This window comes from Mariniphaga anaerophila (assembly GCF_900129025.1).
Classification (GTDB): Bacteria; Bacteroidota; Bacteroidia; order Bacteroidales; family Prolixibacteraceae; genus Mariniphaga; species Mariniphaga anaerophila.
The window spans coordinates 126,589-147,705 of the sequence record NZ_FQUM01000002.1; the positions used below are offsets into that span (position 1 = coordinate 126,589).

Genomic DNA, 21,117 nt, shown 5'->3' on the forward strand with positions numbered 1-21,117 from the left:
TTAGTTTTCTGTTCTCGCTAATCATAAACCGGGTCGTTTTTTTAGTGGGCCTGCGGATTTTTTACTGTTCCCATAAACAAAATGGCACCTGTGTTTTTTTCAGTAATTGCGTACAAGAAGGGCCTGTTTACATTAAAAGGTATTTTGGTTGGGCCGCCAACGGTTGTGCGCTCAATGGCAACAATGGTAACTGCTGCCGCTTCAGTTCCTTCTTCGTTTACTTCAATAAACGACTTGTGTTTTACATAGTCGATGTTTAAGCGGCCATCCCGGTTAATGCCTGTAAAATCTGCAGCACGGGTAAAGGCAATTTTCATTCCCATTTCTGTTAAAACGTCGTTTAATGTAATTTCGTATTTGTATTTAAAGCGCGGAAGTTTTATGTCAATATTTCTGGTTTCGGTAAAACTTTTCATCCACGTATTCCAGTTCTCTTCGTTCAGTTCGTTTATTATTTCCTGCAAGTTTTTTCCCGTTTGAGGCAGAAAAACATACATGTTGTAATTTCCCTTTCCGTAGGAAAGCTGAATGGCGCTGAACAAATCGTTCGACGCGTAAGGTAAAGTATCGAGCCGCTGCATGGTTTCAGCCTGAATGCTTCCGCCGTTATCGAGATAAAAAGGAAGTTGTTCGGTGCTTTTTTCGTTAAACTCTTTTTGCCAGGCTCCTTTAAAATAGATGGCGTTCAGCAAAAACATCACATGGTCGCGGGAAATTTGTTCGATAATTTTATCGATTTTGTCGTGTGTTTTGTTTGCTACCCAGTTGTTAATTGTTTCCACGGCCTGAGGTGAACCAAAATCGAGAGGAGAAACTTCCGCATCGTAATAATTTTTATTGGTTGAAATAAAACTTTTTTCAACTGGAAAAACATCGCTGTAAAAAATGGAATTGGCAATCTCCAGCAGTACTTTTTGGTCGAGCGATTTGAGTGCATTCACCAGGTCGCGGTACGAAGTGTTGATGTCTTCCGGAGTCAATCCGTAAACTTTCAGCGTTTTTTCCATTGCCGTTTTTGTTTCGCCATCGGCGCCGTTGTATGTCATGGCCAGCGCCAGGCTCACACTCAATGGCGAAACCATAATATTTTCGTAGTCGGTTTCCGAGGCAAAAACATTCCGGTAGAGTTCAAATCCGAAGTTGTTTTCGGCTTTAATCAGGCTGGCTGTTTTTTCAGTAACTCTCAGTTCTTCATCGGGAGTGTTGTTGGGAAGGTCGCAGCCTGCAGTAAAAATGATTATTGAAAGAATAAGAATCGATATCGTTTTCATTGTTTGACTTTTAATTTGTCGCGCATTTTTTATTTAAGATGGCGTGCGAAATAAAAAGGTTGCGCAGAATTCAAAAAAAAAAAATTTGGGCCGACGCAACCTTTTTATTTCTTGTTCCATCTATCCAGTGTTTTCAATTGAAAAAAGTTGCGGAAACCAATTGGCAGCAAGTTAGAGATAAATGCAGGAAAGCGGAATTTATCTTTACTTTTGAAGGAACTTTTGCAGGCTTGATTTGGAAGAACTAAAAAATATTATAAACGAGTGTGCGTCGGGTAATGTACATGCGCAGGAAAAACTTTACCGGATGTTTGCGCCGAAAATGTTCGGGGTTTGTTTGCGCTATGCAAAAGACAGAACCGAAGCTGAAGACAATCTTCAGGACGGATTTATTAAGGTTTTTTCGAACGTTAAAAATTTTAGGCACGAAGGTTCTTTTGAAGGCTGGATGAGAAGAATTATGGTGAACGTTTCTTTGGGAAAATTCAGAAAACAGAATGTGTTGTACCCGGTGGAAGATATGACGAAATATGACTCTGCTGAGGTCTCGGACGATATTCTTGCAAAAATTGGAGCGGAAGATTTGCTCGAGCTGGTTCAGCAGTTGCCTCCGCGGTACCGGATGGTTTTCAACCTCTACGTAATGGAAGGAATGAACCACCAGGAGATAGGAGAAGAGATGAACATTTCGGTGGGAACATCGAAATCGAACCTTGCAAGGGCAAGGGATATTTTAAAACGTAAAGTACTTGAGCTTTACGGAGAAGTAGAATCAAATGCAAATTATCTTGCATAATGAAGGAAAACTTAAATATGGATAAAATTTTTCGGGAAAAGCTTGATGATTTCTCGAAAGAACCGCCTGCATTTTTGTGGGAAAATATTCAGGCAGAACTTGCCGGGCAGCGCCGTAAAAAACGGATGGCCTGGTATCGTTGGTCGGCAGCTGCCGTACTGCTTGCTCTGGCGTTTGTGTCGGGTTGGTATTTTAGCGAGAATGCAGAAGAAGTAGCACCTCGTGTAGTTAAATCTGAAACGGTAAAAACGGAGGACGAGCCCGAAAAAGTTCGGACGGAAGCCCCGGCTCAGTTGTTGCCCGACGTAGCAGCGGAAACAGACTCCCGCAAAAAAATGCCGCTGCTGGCAGATGCAACCGGCAAAAAAACTGTTCGGCAAAAAGAATTAGCAGGTTCGGATAAAGCAGAAACAGAAGAAAGAATTTTGCCGGCTGCTTCGGCAGATTTTTCTGAAATAGAACATATTGCATCGGTAAATGTGCGGGTATCGGATGAGGAGCAAAACGATGAATTAGTGCAAAACGAAGGACAGGAAATTGTGCCTGAATTTGTTTCGTGGGAACGGACTTTAATCGCTGAAAATGCTCGCGTTCATAATAATACTACCAAAAGCGATGACAGAGGCTGGAAGCTCGGGCTGAATGTTTCTCCCGGTTATTCGTCGTATTCTGTTAGCCACGGCTCGGGCTATGCCAGAAATATGACTTACCAGAGCGATGATGGAAATGCCAGCGTGGGAGGAGGAATTTCCGTTCAGTATAAAACCGGAAAAAGAATTAGTGTGGAAAGTGGTGTTTACTACGCGCAAAATGGACAGCGCACCGGAAGTACGCCGGGGCTTTTTTCCCAGTCGGCTCAAGCCGATTATGCCGCAGCACCGCCCGATCGTACTTACTTTAATACGGCGTTAAAAATGACGGGTGACAATTTATTTATGAATAGCACTGCCGGAATTATAGAGTTTAAAAATATGCCGAAAGGTGCAAATATTTCTGCCAACCTCGAGTCGGCGGGGGATTCACCCAATTCGCTGCTTACCCGCGGCGATTTGTCACAGGTTTTCGATTTTGTGGAAATTCCGCTTTATTTGCGTTACCTGGTTGTTGACCAGAAAATAGACCTGGAGCTGGTTGGCGGCATTAATGCCGGACTGGTGGTCGGGAACAGTGCTTACCTGAAAAATGAGTATGGTGTTCAGGACATCGGAAGAACGCGCGACATTTCCAAAGTAAATGTTTCGGGAACCCTTGGTGTTGGTGTAAATTATGCACTCGGAAAGCATTTGTCTGTTGCTGTTGAACCACGAATCAATTACTACTTGAATTCCATAAATCGTAATCCTGAAGTGGATTTCAGACCTTACCGGGTTGGTGTTTACACCGGACTGTATTATGCATTTTAAAGCCTGTTTTTGCAGTTTGTTTTGGAAATGAGACTGCTGCGATAATTTTTTTTGCGCATTACGCAACCTCCAAAACTTTTTTCGCTTCTAACCTGAAAACTTATACCTATGAGAAAATTGTGCCTGCTTTTGCCTGCCGTGTTTTTAGCCATTAATTGATATTTCTGACGTGGCTAACCCGAAAGAGGTGGAGCGCATCAACGGAGTTTTTCCTTATACAATTCCCGAGGCAAAAGACCCCGGCTTGCTCACTGCGGAAGTAGATGAAAAAAAAGGAGTGGTGGTTGACTGGAAGATTGATTATGCCCGCTTGAAAGTTGAGCGGAAAAGTTATCCCATTTATCGGAGCGGCTGGTACAAAAATGAGTACTTTACCGATGCGTATTCCAATGTGAGTTCAGGTTCGTCTTCTTCGCAAAGTATTGGTGGATATTCCAGTAGTACGCAGGGTAACTCGTTTGGCATTGGCGGCTCAATGGCAAGGTTCGGTCTGAATGGCGACTATTTGTACATAGTGGATTCCGAGAACTTCCATGTTTTTGATGTTACCGAGAGTGTGAAGCCGGTGCTGGTAAATAAGAAAGAGGCTGGCGAAGACATTGAAACCATGTTTGTGCACGACGACCATTTTTTTCTGGGAACAATGAGCGGCATGCTGGTTTATTCTCTTGCTGACCCAAAAAATCCTGAGCAAATACACAGTTACACTCATGTGCGCAGTTGCGATCCGGTTGTGGTTCAGAGCCACGTTGCTTACGTAACCTTAAGGGGAGGGAACGAGTGCGGCCGCACTGTAAGCAGACTTGATATTCTTGAATTGAGAGAGGATTACAAGAATTCTATTTTGTTGTATTCATATTCCATGCGCGAACCCTACGGGTTGGGAATTGATGACGAAATTCTTTTTGTGTGCGATGGAAAAGACGGATTACTTGTTTATGATGCTTCGGATCTGAAGTCAATCGGGAACAGAAAAATTGCACAATTTGGGAATATTAATGCGTTTGATGTAATCCCTTTTAGTGACTACCTTTTTATGATTGGAAAAGATGGTTTTTACCAGTACGATTATTCTGACTTGATGGATATCCGGCAGGTGAGCCACATTCCGGTACAGGAATAAAATATGTTTAAAATGGTTCTTCTTTTGTTGAACTACCCGGCTGTTTTGTCCGGTCTGAGTGGTTGCGGGTTGTACTGATGTTCAATTCGTTTAATATCCAGTTTTCGCTGGTTTAAAATATTTATGTATTCCTTGCAATTGTGTTCGTGCACTGCATTTTTTTGCCCGAAAACGTAGTAGGATTTTACGGCCCAGTCAACAGCAGCATCCAGCTGATTAAGCATTTCGCAGGCCAGTGCCATGTTAAACATACATTTAGCTGCAATTTTTTTGTTGGGGTTTTCTACATGCCGTTTCCATATTTCTGCTGCTTCCAGCCATTTTCCTTCGGCAACCAGTGCATTTGTTTGTTTTAGTTCGACCTGCCCGGAGATGTAATATAGCCGTTGAACGTCAACCCAGTGCGGCGTAATAAAGTTTGTGAAGTTGTTGCTCGCAATTTTTGCAGCTTCTTTTATGGCCTCTTCTCGGGGCGGATGTACAACTACTCCATCAACGTAATCCCAGGTAATTGTGTCCACCCGGTCGTAAAAATAAGTCAGTTGCAGGTTTTCGAGGTCGAAAAAATTCCAATACGAAACTACAAATACATCAAAAACCCCGATTGCCTCTTCGTTGCTTATTGCCAGTTCGTTTTCAGTTGTTGCAAAGTAATCCAGTGATAGAAGCATTTTTGCTCCAATTGAATCCCGCATCCGGGCTAATTCATCTTTTGTGTAAGTGGCCAGTTCAGGATCAATAGTTCTGATATCTGCGTGCTCTTTTTTAGGTTGAAAGTGACCGGCCAGCGACCAGAAGTTGGCAACCGGTGCGGTGATTAGATGAGTGTCAGAAGTTTCCAAAGAGTCATTCGGAACATCAGTTTCTGCCCTGAGGAGGGAGTCAGAAAAAAGAACGTTTGAATAATTTCCGCGCTCGATTTCAATAATTGAGTCGAAAAAGCGGCTGTTTTTTAACGATGAAAGAAAACTGTTGTAATAAATTTCAGAGGCAATGCTGTCTGTATTTTTGGTGTCGGTTACTAATTCATTATTTTGGTAATAACCGGCAAAGTTAGGATTGTACCCGGCATTAATATTATTGTAACGAATGGCAATTGTGTCGTATTTTTCCTGGAAAAAGATTTTTGCAGGTACGAAAATTTCGAGTTGGGTTGTTTTTGAACTGTAAAGAGTGTTGCATGCTGAAAAAAAAACTCCGAAAAAAGCCAGCACTGCCAGTTTAAGGGAGTTTTTCATCCTGACTGAATTTGAGTATTTTGCTTTGGCGGGCTGCTAGTACTTTCTTGTAGGCAAGAATCATTTTTAAATCACTTTTGCTGTTGTAACTTAAAGCCAGATCCAGAGCTGCCGTGAGCCATTTTTGTGCGGCTTCCAAATCATCTTTCATCTCATAAGCCAGCGCCAGGTTGTAACGCGCATGAATGGCCATTTTCCCGTTACTTTGGTCGGCATATTTTTCCCAAAGCTTAATGGACTCATCCCATTTTCCTTCTTCCAGGTATTGCGCTGCAGTTGAAAAATCCGGAAGCGGAGGCACAGAATACATGCGATTTACCGTTTGCCAGGAGGCATAAAAACGCTTGGCGTAATTTTCTCCGGCCAGTGCAGATGCAAGTTCCAGTGCTGTTAGCCGCGGCGGCGGATTGTAGCCTCTTTGGTAATTTCCTTCTGTGTCGTAACCGTTCCAAAAAACGGTGTCAATCATAGTTTTTCGGTCTATATTTGTTCTGCTTTCCGGGTCGTAAATTCCCCAAACAGCAACAGTGATCACTTCGTTTGATTTGGGTGTTTCGAATTCTTCGGGGTAGGTGGAGAAAAATGACGAAAAAGTTTCCAATACAATTAGCACGTCTGCATTTGATGCGCCTGCAACTTTTTCTGTCAGCTCCGGTGTCAGTTCTGACAGGTGTTTTGCAGAATGTTTGTCAAAAGTAGAGAACGGAAAAACGAAAAGCTTCTGGAAAGCATTGTTTGCTTTTAAATTTGCAGCCAGTTCGTTTAAACATGCAGTTACCAGAATGCTGTCGAGATTGGCCGGGTCATTTTTCGCCCTGAAAAGCTGATAGTTGCTTTTGTAGTAATGCTGAAGAGTGTCTTCTTCAAATTTAAAGTTACGATAGACAAGTGCCGCGCTTTTTGCCTCGGCAGGAACACTGGCTTCCCCGGGATTGTATATTTCAATGGGGTATTCCTTGTAAACCGTGCAGGAAGCAAACAACAGTACAAGAAAAATTACCGGGTAACTTTTTGCGTTCATTCTGTATTTTTTTGCTCTTTTTTTCTTCGTTTCAACGTTTCCAGATAGTCGTATGTCAACGGGCGGTACATTGTTTCGTACGATTTTAAAGCCCATTGAATAGCAGAATCTATGTCGCCTAATATTTCGTATCCTAGCGCAATATTAAGCTGAGCCTTGCTTTTTAGTGTTTTGGAACCTGCATTGCTGGCAACTTCCTTCCATTTTTCAACGGCAGACTGCCAGTTTCCCGAATCGGCAACCTGGGTAGCTTTCCGAAAATCTGAATTCCCTTTTATAAAATATGTTCTTCTTTCCGGCCGCCATCTAACGGCAATTCTGTCAGAAAGCTCGAGTGCAATTACAATTCCCGTTTCGTTAAGCGCCTGTTTTACCGTAGTAAAACGGTTGAATAAATTTCGGGTCGAAACATCGGCATCGTCCCAGTACAACGTATCTGTGATAAACTCACGGAACAAGATTTTTCGTTGTGCAGGATCGTAGGCTCTGAACAGTGCTTCGTAAGAAATTTTCATTTCTGCCCTTGATGCAGAGCTGAATCCGCCTTCAAAAGGATCGAAAAATGTTTCGTTATCGTAATCGGTAATCACTCTTGTTTTCAAATAATCGAGTGATATTACTGCATCGGTTTGAAAGGTGTCGCAGAGCGCTTCTACTTTTTCCCAGGGAATTTCTGTTGCCAGGAAAGATGTTCGGGGAGCTTCAAGAAATCGTTTTTCGGGAACTACGTAATCGTATCTTCCAGATTCAAAAAGCAATTCGCCAAGTGCTTTTACGGTGGTGTCGGCTACCTGAAAATCGTAAATAACCGTATCGAGATTGAAACGTTGTTTGTAGAAAATTTTCTGAAGGGAGTCTTCTTCCAAATTAGTGAATCTTCCGTCGACTGCCTGCGAAACAAGGGTGACGCTTTGTATGGATTGTGGCAGCTCGCTTGTTGCAGGTTGCGGGATATCCATTACCAGTGTGCGGGTTGAAATGCATGAAATTGCAAACAAGGTTACCAGTAAAAGAAGTCCCGGTTTTGCTATATTTTTGAATGTATTTTTCATCGGTTGAAAATCCTTTTAATAAATGCCCCAGTACTTTCTCAAAAACCATTCCACGCTTAACAGCACTAACACTACGAAAAACATCCAGCGCAGGTTTATTAATTCGGTAACCATTTCCTGAAAATGGCTTTGCGGTTTTAATTTATTGCTTTTTTTAATTTCTTCAATTGCCTGGTCGACCTGATTCGGGGTGAAAAACTTTCCACCGGTTTGGGAAGCAAGTTGATACAGCATTTGGTGGTTGGCCCGGGTTTCGATGTTTTCGATATTTACCGATGTTACTGCAAAATTGCCGGTTTCAGTATATTTATTGTTGCCGATGGTAACTTCCGCCACAAAACTGTAGTTGCCAACCGGCAGGTTTCCGGCGTTAAGGTGGTACCCGTTTCCGCGAATATCAAAAGTAAAATCCAGGTCATTGCCCTGCTCATTCCGAATAGCTATTGTTACTTCCTCCGTTGTTATTCGTTCAAAAACATCATTGTAAACTTCTGCGTTTAAAACTACCGGGTCAATTTCGGAATACACCGGGTTAAATTTCATAATAAAATTGTCCTCGTTTTCGCGCAGGGAAAGGTATTGTATCAGTTGCGAAATCAGCTCGTTAAACTGAGTGTGTGTTTGGTTTTGGAAGTAATTATTCAGCCTCCACCGCCAAATGCCTTCGCCAAAAATAAATCCGATTTTTTTCCCGTTTAATACTCCTGTGGCGATTAGCGGTTTTCCTGTTTCAATATTTTTTATTCGTTGATACAACAATGTATTGAATTCGGCTTCCAGCTGATAATTGGCAAACGGAACCATTAATGGCGGAAATTTTTCGGCCACTTCCCTGAAATTTTCGTTTAAACTGAAACTGGCGTAAGAAGGATTAAATTTAGCCTGTGCCTCTTCTGCCGAGCCAGCAAGCGGATTAATAACTGCTCCCTGTGCCAGTGCATTTAATTGTGGCAGGAATGTTTTGCTCCCTACAATAAAAAGCAAAGAAACACGCTGATTGGATTCGTTTTCGACAATGTTTGCCATCGATTTTCCTGAGGTTGGCAGCTGGTTCAGAATTACCAGATTGAAATCTGCAAAATTGGAAGGGTAAGGTTCTTCTGTAAACACCGAAACGTCATACGATTTTTGTTGTTCCAGGGTATTTTTTATGGCGCCAATATCTGGGTGATTACCATCTGAAAGGATTAATATTTTCTGCTTGTTATCCAGCACGTTCACAACAAAATGAGTGGTGTTGTTTCTGGTGTTTTGTTCGTTTTCTGCTACTTCAATTGTAACAGAAAAATGTTTGAGCCCAGGCTCTCCTGCATCCAGCGTAAATTGTTGAGATTGAAAGTAGTCGTTGTTCGAAGGCGTAATTACAGTCTGTGCAACTTCCTCTTTCCCTTCGTGCACGGTTAACCGCAACGCACGGCCTTTTAGTTTGGAAAAACGGGAGTCGATTTCCACCGGGAAACGGTTTCCGGAAAAGGAGGTTCGGTTTGCCCTCACTCCCTGAATGCGCGCATCAGTAATTTCAGTGGTGTCTCCCAATCCGATGGAGTACACCGGAAAAGCAATATCCTGCTGCAAGTTAACCGGGTTTTTTCCCTGATTGTAAATTCCGTCGCCTACCAGAATAAGTGCCCCTATATTTTCGTTGAAATGATTGTTGGTCAGCGTGAATATCAGGTTGCTGTAATCCGATTTTTTTTCAGCGAAATTCAGATTGCCGTTCAGCTCTGTTTTTTGCCCAAACGTGTAATCAAGTAGATGGTAGTCGCCTCCAAATTCTTTTGCCAGTTTTTCTTTTATGTCAACTACTTCGTTGGAAATCTGCACCGAATCGCTGTTTGCGGTGATCGAACCTGAGTTATCCCACGCAGCAATTATCAGTGGATTTTCGACCACTTTTTTCAGACTTTTCAGAAAAGGAGACAACAGAAAAAAAGCAATCAACAGAAACGAAGCAAAGCGCAGGAACATTAAAAATGCCCGTTGCCTGTTTGTTAATTCGCTGGTGTTTTTGTTTCTGAAATATAAAAAAAGTGTAACCAGAGCGGCCGAAACGAGGAGAATTAAAACGTATGCGAACCAATATTTTATTCCAAATGAGATCAATGTAATTTCCTTTAGCGTTAGCGGTCGTAAATATACACAACTCCTTTTTAAAACATCGAACGACCGAGGTAATTCCCTCGTTGCACAAACGCGGTAAAAGCAGCATTATATTGTGTTTCTGATAAAAGAGAGCTTAAGCAGAAATTACGTTTATTAAAACGAAAAGCGCTTAGATAAACCAATTGTAATACCTTGCCAGCGAAAATTTTCTCCATGTCCTTTTGTTTTTGAACCGAACCAGATGCGAAGGAATAAAAGAGAGTCCGATTGCAACAACAAAAACGAATAAAAACTGAAAGTTTATATCAAAGGCAAGACTGTCGAAAAGAAGAGCAAGCCCGATTAGCAAAATGTTTGAGCAGACCAAAATCATGGTTACTTTAAGGTGACTGGGATACAGTTCGAGCAGTCTGTGGTGTATGTGGTTTTTATCGGCGGAAAAAGGTGATTTCCCGTTTTTTATACGAATTGTCATAACCCTGAGCGTATCGATTAGCGGGACGATTACAATCGAAAAAGAAATAACCGGAGCAGCCCCGACGTTAAACGGCGATGTCCTTTCAATGTTGAATTCGTTAAACTTTATAATAAGCGCCGAAATAATGATACCTAAAACTAAAGAACCGGTGTCGCCCATAAACAGCTTGTTTTTGTTTCCAAATACATTGTAAAGGAAGAACCCGAATAAACTACCGGCAAGCGCATACGACATTATTGCATATCGGATATAGCCGGCCATGTAAAACCATGTACCGAAAGTAAAAGCAGCAAGAATTCCGAGTCCGGAAGCAAGCCCGTCGATCCCGTCAATCAGATTAAACGCATTAATAACAGATAACATTACAAAAAGGGTGATAATTCCGCCCACTACTCCGTTGATATGGTAGAACCCAAATAACCCATGTAAGTTCGAAAGATGAAAGCTCCCTAAACTGATAAGCAGCATTGAAGCAATAATCTGTACGATAAACTTTTTCCTGGCCGAGATGTTTAGCAAATCGTCTTTTAATCCGATGAAAGACATGATAACTACTGCAGCTATTATGTATTTAAGGGCTCCAAAAGAGTAACCTCCCGTTGAAATAATTGTACTTAAAATGAATCCGAGAAAAATCGCTATTCCGCCCAGCGGAGGAATGGTTTTCGTATGGATCTTCCGTTCGTTAAAAGAGTCGTATAATTTTTTTTCTTTGGCAATGTGAATAATGGTAGGAATAGTAAGTATTACTATCGAAAATCCAAGTGTAAATGCCAGTATGTCTAGAAAGAGTTCGGTAAATAACATTTCTTCGCAATTTAGGGTGCTTGCATGCGTAATTATAATTCTATGCTCCGGTTTTTAAACATTTTATTCAAAAATATGGAAAAATATGACAAATGTTTTATTCCGAATAAGAAAAATATGTCGTCGCGTCCAATAATCTGTTTTGCAAAATTATCAATTTTGTAGTGTCAGGTAAGACTTTCAACTCATTTTTTATATCTGACGGTTTTTGGGAAAATCCCGATTTTTCAGGCATTCTGGAAGGAATTGCAGGCTAGAGTGTTGTGAAAAGCAGCGATTTTTAAATGGTGTTTATTGGCTTGAAATTCAGTTTATTATTCTAACTTTGAGTTCTATTAAATTAATGTTAAATGACTAAATGTATTTTTATGCAGACTTATTCCGGTAGTTTAAAAGTGTTAATCCTTGTTTTGTCAGTTGTTGTTTCCGCATGCGGATCCGGATCAAAATCCAAACAGAACGTTGAAAAATCAGCCGTAGGCGAAAACACCGAAAATTGGATTCAGTTGTTCAACGGCAAGGATTTGAATAATTGGCAAATAAAGTTTAAAGGTTACGAATTGGGGTACAATCTGAACAACACCTTCAGGGTGGAAGACGGCTTGTTGCGTGTTAGCTACAACGATTGGGAGGATTGGAACAATCAGTTCGGCCATATTTTTTACGAAGGGGAATTTTCTCATTATCGGCTGCGGGTAGAATATCGTTTTGTTGGGGAGCAGGTAAAAGGCGGTCCCGGTTGGGCTTATCGGAATAATGGGCTGATGTTGCACGGGCAAAGTGCAGAGTCGATGGAACTCGATCAGGATTTTCCGGTTTCAATTGAGGTGCAGTTGTTGGGTGGAAACGGAAAAGACGAGCGATCAACCATGAATCTTTGTACTCCCGGAACCAATGTGGTGATGGATAACATACTGGTAGAACAGCATTGTATGAATTCGGGCTCAAAAACTTTTCATGGCGACCAGTGGGTGTCGGTAGAAGTGGAAGTTCATGGTGGAAAAATTATCCGGCATTTTGTTGAGGGAGAAGAGGTAATGAGTTATGAAAAACCACAACTTGATCCGCGCGATCAATATTACGAAAAACTGTTGTCGGAATATGGCGACATCATGATAACCAGCGGAACCATCTCTCTTCAGGCAGAAAGTCATCCGACTGATTTTAGAAAAATTGAGCTGCTAATCTTGGACGAGGAATAAAATTACAAATTATAACTTTCCATAGCCGGACCTCATTTCAGGTTCGGCTTTTTTATTGATTTCCGGTTGGTGTAGTTTAGCAGAATTAATGATGAGGCAATTACCAGCATTCCCAAAATTGATATAAGATCCGGTTCTTCGTCCTCTAAAATCATCCAGCTTAAAATTGCTCCGGAAACCGGAATGAGAAATTTCCAGACATTTAAAACGGAAACCTTTACTCCCGGTCGTCGCAATAGAATGTACCATATGGAAATTGCAGCCGCCGACAAAAAGCTGAGCCACGCCAAAGCCACATAATATTTAGGAGGAAATGGCCCGAGATTTATTCCTTCTACAGGAATAGAAATCAGCCCAAGTACTAATCCTCCAATCATTAACGTGGATGAACTGAGTACAAACGGAGAAATTTCTTTTGGTGATTTGGCAACAAGAACATTTGCATAGCCGGCAACCAGGTTGTTGATTAGCAGCAACCCGATTCCCAGAAGCTCCATCTCTCCGCGCATCTCAACTTTTGTACGCCCCAGAGTAATAATTGCAATCCCGATAACTCCGATGAGAATACTAAATGTTTTCGGGAGGGTCATTTTATCATTTTGGAAAGAAAAATGGGCAACAACGGCAATAAAAAGAGGAGAGGAGCCCACAAGCATTGCCCCCAGCGCCCCGGGAACCAGGTTTAATCCGCTGTAAAAAAGTGCATATTGTGCAGAAACCTGGATGAGGGAAACCCAAACCACCAACTTCAGGTTGGCTTTTACTTCCCGAATGAATTTTTTGAATTGGCCTAGAATAAGGAAAATAGAAACGCCGGAAATAAAAAAGCGAACCCCGGCAAACTGCAGCGGTGTTTGGTATTCTAATCCTATTTTTACTCCTACAAATGCGGTGGACCAAAGCCATGTGGCAACAATAGCCAGAAAAGTTGTGTTTTTTAGTAAGTTGTTCATTCTCGAATAAATCAGTTGCAAATGTGTGAAATAAATCGAAACAAACCGGGTTTGTTTAAGTTTGGAACACCAAGTGTTAATATTCGGAAGAAGCACCCGGAGATTTTCCGGAAATGTGTGTTACTTGGTTTTTTTCTTCTTCGATACAGTTAAAATAACGTTCTTTGCAGCGTTAAAATTCAAATTAATAATGGGACAGACAATCATTAATAGTTACGACGAATTTGCCGCTTTTCTTGGTAAAGAAATAGGTACATCCGAATATGTTCAAATAACCCAGGAACAAATTGACAAGTTTGCAGATGCCACGCTCGACTACCAGTGGATTCACACCGACCCGGAGCGGGCAGCCAATGAGTCTCCGTTTAAAAGCACAATAGCACACGGGTACCTTACTTTGTCGATGCTGACTTACCTGTGGTATTCGATAGTGGATGTTCGGAACGTAAAAATGATTGTTAACTATGGGATTGAAAACCTAAGGTTTCAGCAGCCGGTGCTGGTAAACGACAAAATTAGAGCAGTTGTTTCTTTGGAAGATATCCGCAACCTGCGGGGAATTGCGAAAATTCAGGTTAAAATTGTAGTGGAGATTGAAGGACAGAAAAAGCCGGCTTACGATGCCCTGGTGACCTTCCTTTATCATTTCGAAAATTAGGCGGACTCTTCTGTTTGTTCTGATTTTCGTCTATTGTTTCTGAATCTTTTTATTTCGTAATTTCGTGGCAAAATGGCGGAATCATGGAATATCTGAATCAGATTTTATTGTCGGATGAAATAACCTGGGAAACAGCACTGGCCAGGTTTCTTATTAGCTTTTTTCTGGGAACTCTTGTTGGCCTCGAACGCGAAACTCATAATCAGCCTGCGGGTTTGCGCACACATATTCTTATCAGTATCGGTTCAACAATGGTAATGCTTATTTCCATTTTTATTCCACAGACATTTACTGAATTTCAGAATGGTGACCCCGGACGAATTGCGGCGCAGGTTATTTCCGGAATTGGATTTTTGGGCGCGGGTGCAATTATGAAATTTGGTGCCAATGTGCGTGGGCTGACTACTGCCGCTTCCATTTGGGTGATGGCAGCTGTTGGGCTGGCTGTTGGTGCCGGAATGTACACCGTGAGCCTTATTGGAGTTACTGTGGTTCTTTTTGCGCTTACAGCAATGGATCTGTTTGAAAAGACATTCTTTAAAGAACGGACTTTACGCCGGATTGAGTTAACCGTGAAAAAGAAGCATTCCAAAATTCAGCCGGTTAACGATGTGCTGAAGAGAATGGATGTGCACGTCAGTTCCGTCGGCTTTGACAGAAATGTTAATGAAGCAACCGATAAACTGACTTTTTTGGTTGGCGTCACCCGGAAAATGGATATCCAGCAGCTGGTTGAACTGCTGGAACAATTACCGGGGACGGTTTCCGTTTCAGTGGAGATTATTCAATAAACATAAAAGCAGATTAGCTTTTCAATTTATCCAGTAATCCTTCGCACGAGTCCTCAAGCAGGTCGAGTACCAGTTCAAAACCTTCTTCGCCGCCGTAGTACGGATCGGGAACTTCATCGTAGTTCCACTCTTTTCTGAAGTCGGTCATTTTGTGGATTTTTTTGACGTCGCTGTTGTTTCTCGTCATGCTTTTCAGTGCATGTATATTTTCGTCGTCCATCCCAATAATAAAATCGAATTGGTCGAAATCAGTTTCCGGATTGAATTTTCGTGAAATACTGGTGAGATCGTATCCTCTTTCTACAGCGTGTTTTTGCATGCGTCTGTCGGCTTGTTCGCCCGCATGCCATCCGCCTGTTCCGGCAGAGTCTATTTCAAATTTGTTGTTCAGCCCTTTTTTGTTAACCATTCCTGTGAAAACGGCCTCTGCACTGGGCGAGCGACAAATATTTCCCAGGCAAACGAACAATACTTTTTTCTTCTCTTTCATGCTTTTATCGATTCCAGATTCCATAAGATTTGAGTGCTTGTTGCAACAACATTTCGTAACCGTTTTTTACTGCAGCCCCGTGTTCTTTACCTTTTTGCAAGAATTGTGTCATTTCAGGATTGTAAACCAGGTCGAATAACAAATGCTGTTCAGTTATATATTCGTATGGAATAGCAGGAAAAGTTTCTACTTTCGGATAGGTTCCCAGCGGCGTGGCGTTAATAATGAGTAACCTTTCTGACATGACTGCTTTGTCAATTTCGTCGTACCTGATTTCTTTTTCTTTCAACTCTTCAATTGTTGCCGAAATGAAATCAATTCCCAACTTATTCAGTACGTACTTAATTGCTTTGGAAGCACCGCCTGTTCCTAAAATCAACGCTTTTTTGTGCCGGCTTTTCAAAAAAGGTTTTAATGATGTTTCAAATCCCCACGTATCAGTATTAAATCCTTTTAAATGAGTTTTCCCCTCGCTGCGACTGATTCTTATTGTATTTACTGCTCCAACCTTTTCTGCTGCTTCGTCCAGTTCATCTAAAAATGGGATGACCTGTTGCTTGTAAGGAATGGTTACGTTCAGCCCAATCAGCTCCGGATTGTTTTGGATGATATCCGGGAATTTGGAGATATTTTCAATTTCAAAGTTTTCGTACGAAGACTCAATATTTTCCTGTTCGAATTTTTCCGTAAAAAAGCGTTTGGAAAAAGAGTGCGTGAGCGGGAATCCCACCAGACCGTATTTCTTCATTTTTTATTTTTTGTTAATCCTTCGACCACAAAAATAATTGCAAATCCTACCAATGCCAAAAGAATGGCGCCCAAAAGCCACGATTGGTGGCCTGAAATCTGTTCGTATGTGCCGGGCAAAATATTTGTTTCGGCAAGCGGCCTTACTTCGCCGTGGCGATCAACAAAAGTTTCTGTAACCTGTTTCCATGGCCATACTTTATTGAGCGAGCCTACCATAAAGCCCGAAAGCATAGCAATGGTGAGGTTGTGGAAGTTTTTGAGCAGCCACGAAAGTAAATTGGAGAAAATGATTATTCCGACTGCTGCACCAACCAAGAATACCAAAATTACGGGGATATTGAGATCGCCTACTGCCGATAGAATGAATTTGTACATGCCCAGCAGTACAAGTATAAAACTTCCCGAAATGCCTGGCAAAATCATGGCGCAAATAGCAATTGCCCCCGAAATAAAAATAAATGCCCAGGTGGTGTTGGCTTCAGCCGGAGAAATTACTGTAATGAAGTAGGCAACTACAATTCCGATGATGCCGGAGATAATAGTGCCGGCACTCCATTTTTTTATGGTGCGCGCCACGTAAATGGCCGAAGCCACAATTAGCCCGAAAAAGAAAGACCAGACTAAAATAGGGTAGTGGTGAAGCAGGTATTCGAGCCCTTTTGCCAGCGAAAAAACACTGATGCCGATTCCGAGCAAAACACTCAAGAGAAAGTTGGCATTTATTGTTTTCCAGAATAACGCAATTTTTCCGGAGAATAAAATTTTCAGCGCTTTCAGGTTGATGGACTTGATGGATTCAATCAACTCTTCGTAAATGCCGGTTATAAATGCTATTGTTCCGCCAGATACGCCGGGAACCACATCCGCGGCTCCCATTCCCATTCCTTTGAGCGTTAAAAGCAGGTAGTCATTTGTTTTTCTATTCATTTCTAATTTTTGAAAAATGTTTGTTATACGTTCGGATTTTGAATGTTCAGGCGGGTTAACAGCCGGAGCCGGAAAACTAGCGTCAGGAGAAAAAATGCCTGCTAATTAAATGAATAGCTGGCCGTTTACTGCCCGGTGTTTTCATCCTGTAAAACTCATAATCCGTATAATAATATGTTACGTTTTGTTTTTTACATGCCGTGCAAATATGGCAATTAATTCTGCATTTTCGGGTAACGAAAAATAAAACAATACAAATTTCAGAAGGCTGGTTTTCGATTACTACTCTCCTTGTGTATCATTTGTTTCCTTCCGAAAAACGGGCACGCCGATTATTCCCGGTTGGAATAGAAACGTTCCAGAATGGAGCCGTCGTTTGCTTCTTTCGATAACGATTCGATGGTGTTTTTAGGAACATCGTTTACGTCCAGAACAATCAACCCGTCGAGGCAATTGTTGAATTTGGGGTCAACGTTAAAAGCTATAATTTTTGCATTCAGTTTAATGTATTTTTTTAGTAACACCGGGAGCCCCGAATTCAACTCGTCCAGGTCGCCAATTGCTCTGTCCAGCCTGTTAATGTCGTGCTCCATGTTTTCCATCAGAACATTAAAATCCGGGTTATCGCTTTTAAATTTGTAACTGTTTCGTGGTTTAATAAACTGCGCCATTTTCCAGTTAAGGTGGTTCTGCATAATAAACCTTATAATAAGGTCTTTCGATATTTTCGAGTAATTATTGCTGATACTAACCGGTCCGATGAGGTAGCGGTACTCCGGATTTTTCAGCAAAAAGTACAGAATCCCTTTCCAAAGCAGGAACAATGGCATTGGTTTGCGTTGGTACTCTTTAATAACAAACGATCTGCCCAGCTCCAAACTCTCATTTAAAATCGGTTTAAAATCTTCGGAAATACGAAACAGCGAATGCAGGTAAAACCCTCGTTTGCCATACTGTTCAATAATTTCTTGTCCTTTCCCGATTCGGTAGGCGCCAACAATTTTTTCTTCCTCGTCGTCCCAGATAAACATCTGGTGGTAGTACAGGTCAAACTCGTCAATATCGATGCTGCGGTTTGTCCCTTCGCCTACTTCCCTGAATGTAATTTCGCGCAACCGGCCTATTTCGTTTAGAATGTTTGGAATTTCTTTTGCCGGCGCACAAAACGAAACGTAGTTTTTTAAGTTGAAAAGCGTGTATTCGTTTTTTATTTTCCGAATCTCCTCCAGAATTAATTCTTTTGAAATCGGGTCGATAATTTGTTCCGGTTTTGGCTGGGGTTTCAGGTTGTAGTTGAAAAAACGCTTTACTTCGATGGGCGAGCCCATTCCGTACGTTTTAGCTCTGATAAAACGGCCGAACTGGTACACGTCGGAAATTTTGTCCTGATCCGCCACTTTAATAGGAGCGCCAATTCGCATTTTAATGGTTTTGTGTTTTTTGCTCAACAGCTCAGATGGCAGCCTTACTTGCCGGAGCGACGGATGAATTTTTGCCATCAGGTGAAACAGCCGGCTGTTTGTTCCCTGAAAATATACAGGCAACACCGGAACCCGCGCATTTTTTACAAATTTCACCATCGGAAACTGCCAAACCTGATCGGTAATAGTTTCAAATGTATCGTAAGTGCTTAATTCTCCTGCCGGAAAAAGGCAGAGTATCCCGCCGTTTTCAAGGTGATTCAGAGCTGCTGTCGTTTCCGAACTATTCAACGTAATGTCGCTAATGAAATACTCTGAAACAGGGGCTACCTTTTGCATCAGAAAGTTGCCAATAACTTTAACATCCGGCCGTACAAGCGAAATGTATTTTATCAGCAATAATCCGTCGAATCCGCCAAACGGGTGGTTTGCCACAATAATCAGAGGCCCGGTTTCCGGAATTCTTTTTAATCCGGTTTCATCAAATTCTATCTTAAATTCGAGTGTTCGGATAATTTCATCGATGAATTCAATTCCCTTTTTCGATGCTATTTTTTCATAAATTTTATTCAACTTATGAAAACGCAGAATGTAGGTAAGAAACTTGGCAAAATATTCGCCTCCGAAGAGGGAAAGGGCGGGAGGAGCTTTAAAAATATCCTTCAGGTTAAGTATTTCCATTAATAATTTTTTAAGGTTTCAATTGAAAACCTGGCAAAACTCAAAACAAAATAAGGTGTTTTTTGTCAATTCAGGAAATTATTTGTTATTCTTGGCGAGATAAATGATGAAAATGCATCCGGATAATACAGAAAAATGGCTTCCCACTTCCAAAAAGGAGATGAAAGCACTGGGTTGGGAGCAACCCGATGTCATCCTTTTTACCGGGGATGCTTATATTGACCACCCTTCTTTTGGCGCAGCGGTTATCGGGCGAATATTGGAGGCTGAAGGGTTAAAAGTGGCTATTGTGCCGCAGCCCAACTGGCAGGACGATCTGCGCGATTTTAAGAAACTTGGCCGACCGCGGCTGTTCTTTTCGGTAACCGGCGGTAACATGGATTCTATGGTGAACCACTACACTGCCAACAAACGAAAAAGATCGAACGACGCTTACACTCCGGGTGGACGCACCGGGCAGCGGCCCGACTATGCAACTATTGTGTATTCAAATATACTGAAGGAACTGTTTCCCGATGTGCCACTTGTAATTGGCGGCATTGAAGCTTCATTAAGGCGCGTCACTCACTACGACTACTGGTCCGACAGGTTAATGCCGTCCATTCTGGTGGATTCGGGCGCTGATTTGTTGTTTTACGGGATGGGTGAAAAATCGATTGAAGAGTTTGTGCGGTTGATACAGCGTGGTGTTCCGGTGGAAAATCTTACTACAATTCCTCAAACCGCATTTTTAATCGGTAACGATGCAAAATATGCGACCAAAAAGGAGTGGGACGAATTTGAGCTTTCGTCGCACGAGGAGTGCTTAAAAGACAAGAAAAAGTTCGCGCGGAACTTTATGCATATTGAAGAAGAGTCGAACAAAATTGAAGCGAAAAAGCTGGTGCAGCAGGTCGGCAGCCAAAAAGTTGTGGTTAATCCGCCGTGGCCGGTTTTTTCTGAACGGGAAATCGACCGCGTATATGATTTGCCGTACACCAGGCTGCCTCACCCACGCTATAACGGAAAAGGCACCATTCCCGCCTACGAAATGATTCGGCATTCAATAAACATTCACCGAGGCTGTTTTGGCGGTTGTACGTTTTGTACCATTTCGGCGCATCAGGGAAAATTTATTGCCAGCCGCTCAGAGAAGTCGGTGTTAAAAGAGGTGGAAAAGGTAACTCAGATGCCCGATTTTAAAGGATATATTTCTGATTTGGGAGGGCCTTCTGCCAACATGTATAAAATGAAAGGTATTCATGAGGAAATCTGTCGGAAGTGCAAACGGCCGTCGTGTATTTTTCCTTCGATTTGTAAAAATCTGGATACCAGTCATAAGCCAATGCTCGATTTGTACCAGAAAGTCAGGCAGAACCCCAAGGTTAAAAAAGCATTTGTGGGAAGTGGTATCCGTTACGACATGATTCTTGAAAAAACAGGCAACAAAGAAACCGACCAGATAAACCGGCAATATTTGCGTGAAGTTATAAAACACCACGTGTCCGGGCGGCTGAAGGTGGCGCCCGAACATACATCGGACGAAGTGTTGAAATTTATGCGGAAGCCGTCTTTTAAATTATTTGAGGAACTGAATAAAGAGTTTAAAAAGATAAACAAAGAAGAAAAACTGGATCAACAACTGATTCCGTATTTTATTTCAAGCCATCCGGGCAGCAAATCGGAAGATATGGCAAACCTAGCCATTCAAACAAAAAATATGGATTTCAGGTTGGAGCAGGTGCAGGATTTTACGCCTACCCCGATGACGTTGGCAACGGTAATTTATTACTCCGGATATCATCCCTACACCATGGAAAAGGTATACACCGCCCGAAACCAGAATGACAAACGCGAGCAGCGTAAGTTTTTCTTCTGGTACAAACGCGAATACCGAAAATCAATCATTAGTGAGCTGAAAGCCAAAGGTCGGCAAGATATGATTGATAAATTGTTTAAATAGTTGTTACTTT

Annotated in this window: 18 protein-coding genes; 7 read left to right on the forward strand and 11 right to left on the reverse strand. The window is 41.9% G+C overall.

Features of this window, described 5'->3' with window-relative positions; translation table 11 throughout:
- Positions 1-41 precede the first annotated feature (41 nt).
- The gene (locus BUB08_RS03690; protein WP_072999066.1) at positions 42-1,271 is read right to left on the reverse strand and encodes a serpin family protein; all 1,230 of its coding nucleotides are present in this window, start codon (positions 1,269-1,271) and stop codon (positions 42-44) included.
- A gap of 235 nt (positions 1,272-1,506) precedes the next feature.
- Between BUB08_RS03690 and BUB08_RS03700 the strand changes: the two genes are divergently transcribed.
- The 3 genes from BUB08_RS03700 (at position 1,507) to BUB08_RS03710 (ending at position 4,593) form a co-directional block, all read left to right on the forward strand.
- Positions 1,507-2,067, forward strand: coding sequence for an RNA polymerase sigma factor (locus BUB08_RS03700; protein ID WP_072999069.1), 561 nt, complete (start codon positions 1,507-1,509; stop codon positions 2,065-2,067).
- 17 nt (positions 2,068-2,084) lie between these two features.
- Entirely contained in the window at positions 2,085-3,470 is a 1,386-nt protein-coding gene (locus BUB08_RS03705; protein ID WP_175549939.1) for an outer membrane beta-barrel protein, read from the forward strand.
- 169 nt (positions 3,471-3,639) lie between these two features.
- Complete coding sequence (locus BUB08_RS03710) at positions 3,640-4,593, forward strand: LVIVD repeat-containing protein (protein WP_072999082.1); 954 nt, start codon at positions 3,640-3,642, stop codon at positions 4,591-4,593.
- 32 nt (positions 4,594-4,625) lie between these two features.
- Here the strand turns inward: BUB08_RS03710 and BUB08_RS03715 are convergent, their stop codons facing one another.
- From BUB08_RS03715 to BUB08_RS03735, 5 genes are all read right to left on the reverse strand, one after another.
- Positions 4,626-5,831 (reverse strand): DUF6340 family protein, encoded by a 1,206-nt coding sequence (locus BUB08_RS03715; RefSeq protein ID WP_072999084.1) that lies wholly within the window; start codon positions 5,829-5,831, stop codon positions 4,626-4,628.
- A complete protein-coding gene (locus tag BUB08_RS03720; protein WP_072999086.1) occupies positions 5,815-6,852 on the reverse strand; it encodes a DUF6340 family protein in 1,038 nt (345 codons plus the stop codon). The genes BUB08_RS03715 and BUB08_RS03720 overlap by 17 nt, the downstream gene beginning before the upstream one ends.
- Positions 6,849-7,904 carry a DUF6340 family protein gene (locus BUB08_RS03725; RefSeq protein WP_072999088.1) on the reverse strand — a complete coding sequence of 352 codons (1,056 nt, stop codon included), beginning with the start codon at positions 7,902-7,904 and terminating at the stop codon, positions 6,849-6,851. The genes BUB08_RS03720 and BUB08_RS03725 overlap by 4 nt, the downstream gene beginning before the upstream one ends.
- A 15-nt stretch (positions 7,905-7,919) precedes the next feature.
- A complete protein-coding gene (locus tag BUB08_RS03730; RefSeq protein WP_139249609.1) occupies positions 7,920-9,797 on the reverse strand; it encodes a hypothetical protein in 1,878 nt (625 codons plus the stop codon).
- A gap of 379 nt (positions 9,798-10,176) precedes the next feature.
- Positions 10,177-11,292 (reverse strand): MraY family glycosyltransferase, encoded by a 1,116-nt coding sequence (locus BUB08_RS03735; RefSeq protein WP_083570568.1) that lies wholly within the window; start codon positions 11,290-11,292, stop codon positions 10,177-10,179.
- 350 nt (positions 11,293-11,642) lie between these two features.
- Between BUB08_RS03735 and BUB08_RS03740 the strand changes: the two genes are divergently transcribed.
- Positions 11,643-12,494: a 3-keto-disaccharide hydrolase gene (locus BUB08_RS03740; RefSeq protein WP_083570569.1), complete on the forward strand. Its 852-nt coding sequence runs from the start codon at positions 11,643-11,645 to the stop codon at positions 12,492-12,494.
- A gap of 32 nt (positions 12,495-12,526) precedes the next feature.
- Here the strand turns inward: BUB08_RS03740 and BUB08_RS03745 are convergent, their stop codons facing one another.
- Positions 12,527-13,447, reverse strand: coding sequence for a DMT family transporter (locus BUB08_RS03745; protein WP_072999094.1), 921 nt, complete (start codon positions 13,445-13,447; stop codon positions 12,527-12,529).
- Between the two features lie 190 nt (positions 13,448-13,637).
- Here BUB08_RS03745 and BUB08_RS03750 point away from each other — a divergent pair, with 190 nt between their 5' ends.
- The gene (locus BUB08_RS03750; protein ID WP_072999831.1) at positions 13,638-14,105 is read left to right on the forward strand and encodes a MaoC family dehydratase; all 468 of its coding nucleotides are present in this window, start codon (positions 13,638-13,640) and stop codon (positions 14,103-14,105) included.
- Positions 14,106-14,188: 83 nt separating this feature from the next.
- On the forward strand, positions 14,189-14,896 hold the full coding sequence (locus BUB08_RS03755) for an MgtC/SapB family protein (protein WP_083570570.1): 708 nt from the start codon (positions 14,189-14,191) through the stop codon (positions 14,894-14,896).
- Between the two features lie 13 nt (positions 14,897-14,909).
- Here BUB08_RS03755 and BUB08_RS03760 read toward each other — a convergent pair whose 3' ends face one another.
- The 4 genes from BUB08_RS03760 to BUB08_RS03775 all read right to left on the reverse strand — a co-directional run bounded on the left by BUB08_RS03760 (position 14,910) and on the right by BUB08_RS03775 (position 19,165).
- A complete protein-coding gene (locus tag BUB08_RS03760; RefSeq protein ID WP_175549940.1) occupies positions 14,910-15,386 on the reverse strand; it encodes a low molecular weight protein-tyrosine-phosphatase in 477 nt (158 codons plus the stop codon).
- A gap of 4 nt (positions 15,387-15,390) precedes the next feature.
- The gene (locus tag BUB08_RS03765; protein ID WP_072999099.1) at positions 15,391-16,134 is read right to left on the reverse strand and encodes a shikimate dehydrogenase family protein; all 744 of its coding nucleotides are present in this window, start codon (positions 16,132-16,134) and stop codon (positions 15,391-15,393) included.
- Positions 16,131-17,063 (reverse strand): polyprenyl-phosphate transporter, encoded by a 933-nt coding sequence (locus BUB08_RS03770; protein ID WP_072999101.1) that lies wholly within the window; start codon positions 17,061-17,063, stop codon positions 16,131-16,133. The genes BUB08_RS03765 and BUB08_RS03770 overlap by 4 nt, the downstream gene beginning before the upstream one ends.
- A gap of 332 nt (positions 17,064-17,395) precedes the next feature.
- The gene (locus BUB08_RS03775; protein ID WP_072999103.1) at positions 17,396-19,165 is read right to left on the reverse strand and encodes a GNAT family N-acyltransferase; all 1,770 of its coding nucleotides are present in this window, start codon (positions 19,163-19,165) and stop codon (positions 17,396-17,398) included.
- A 103-nt stretch (positions 19,166-19,268) separates the two neighbouring features.
- On the opposite strand from BUB08_RS03775, the gene BUB08_RS03780 reads away from it, so the two are divergent.
- Positions 19,269-21,107, forward strand: a complete 1,839-nt coding sequence (locus tag BUB08_RS03780) for a YgiQ family radical SAM protein (RefSeq protein ID WP_245820166.1) — start codon at positions 19,269-19,271, stop codon at positions 21,105-21,107.
- Positions 21,108-21,117 lie beyond the last annotated feature (10 nt).

Bases quoted from the DNA above. Each gene is read 5' to 3' on its own strand.
- BUB08_RS03740 (WP_083570569.1), top strand. From the start codon at position 11,643: ATGACTAAATGTATTTTTATGCAGACTTATTCCGGTAGTTTAAAAGTG.
- BUB08_RS03780 (WP_245820166.1), top strand. From the start codon at position 19,269: ATGATGAAAATGCATCCGGATAATACAGAAAAATGGCTTCCCACTTCC.
- BUB08_RS03720 (WP_072999086.1), bottom strand. From the start codon at position 6,852: ATGAACGCAAAAAGTTACCCGGTAATTTTTCTTGTACTGTTGTTTGCT.
- BUB08_RS03705 (WP_175549939.1), top strand. From the start codon at position 2,085: ATGGATAAAATTTTTCGGGAAAAGCTTGATGATTTCTCGAAAGAACCG.
- BUB08_RS03735 (WP_083570568.1), bottom strand. From the start codon at position 11,292: ATGTTATTTACCGAACTCTTTCTAGACATACTGGCATTTACACTTGGA.
- BUB08_RS03760 (WP_175549940.1), bottom strand. From the start codon at position 15,386: ATGAAAGAGAAGAAAAAAGTATTGTTCGTTTGCCTGGGAAATATTTGT.
- BUB08_RS03715 (WP_072999084.1), bottom strand. From the start codon at position 5,831: ATGAAAAACTCCCTTAAACTGGCAGTGCTGGCTTTTTTCGGAGTTTTT.
- BUB08_RS03745 (WP_072999094.1), bottom strand. From the start codon at position 13,447: ATGAACAACTTACTAAAAAACACAACTTTTCTGGCTATTGTTGCCACA.
- BUB08_RS03725 (WP_072999088.1), bottom strand. From the start codon at position 7,904: ATGAAAAATACATTCAAAAATATAGCAAAACCGGGACTTCTTTTACTG.
- BUB08_RS03765 (WP_072999099.1), bottom strand. From the start codon at position 16,134: ATGAAGAAATACGGTCTGGTGGGATTCCCGCTCACGCACTCTTTTTCC.
- BUB08_RS03755 (WP_083570570.1), top strand. From the start codon at position 14,189: ATGGAATATCTGAATCAGATTTTATTGTCGGATGAAATAACCTGGGAA.
- BUB08_RS03775 (WP_072999103.1), bottom strand. From the start codon at position 19,165: ATGGAAATACTTAACCTGAAGGATATTTTTAAAGCTCCTCCCGCCCTT.
- BUB08_RS03690 (WP_072999066.1), bottom strand. From the start codon at position 1,271: ATGAAAACGATATCGATTCTTATTCTTTCAATAATCATTTTTACTGCA.
- BUB08_RS03770 (WP_072999101.1), bottom strand. From the start codon at position 17,063: ATGAATAGAAAAACAAATGACTACCTGCTTTTAACGCTCAAAGGAATG.
- BUB08_RS03750 (WP_072999831.1), top strand. From the start codon at position 13,638: ATGGGACAGACAATCATTAATAGTTACGACGAATTTGCCGCTTTTCTT.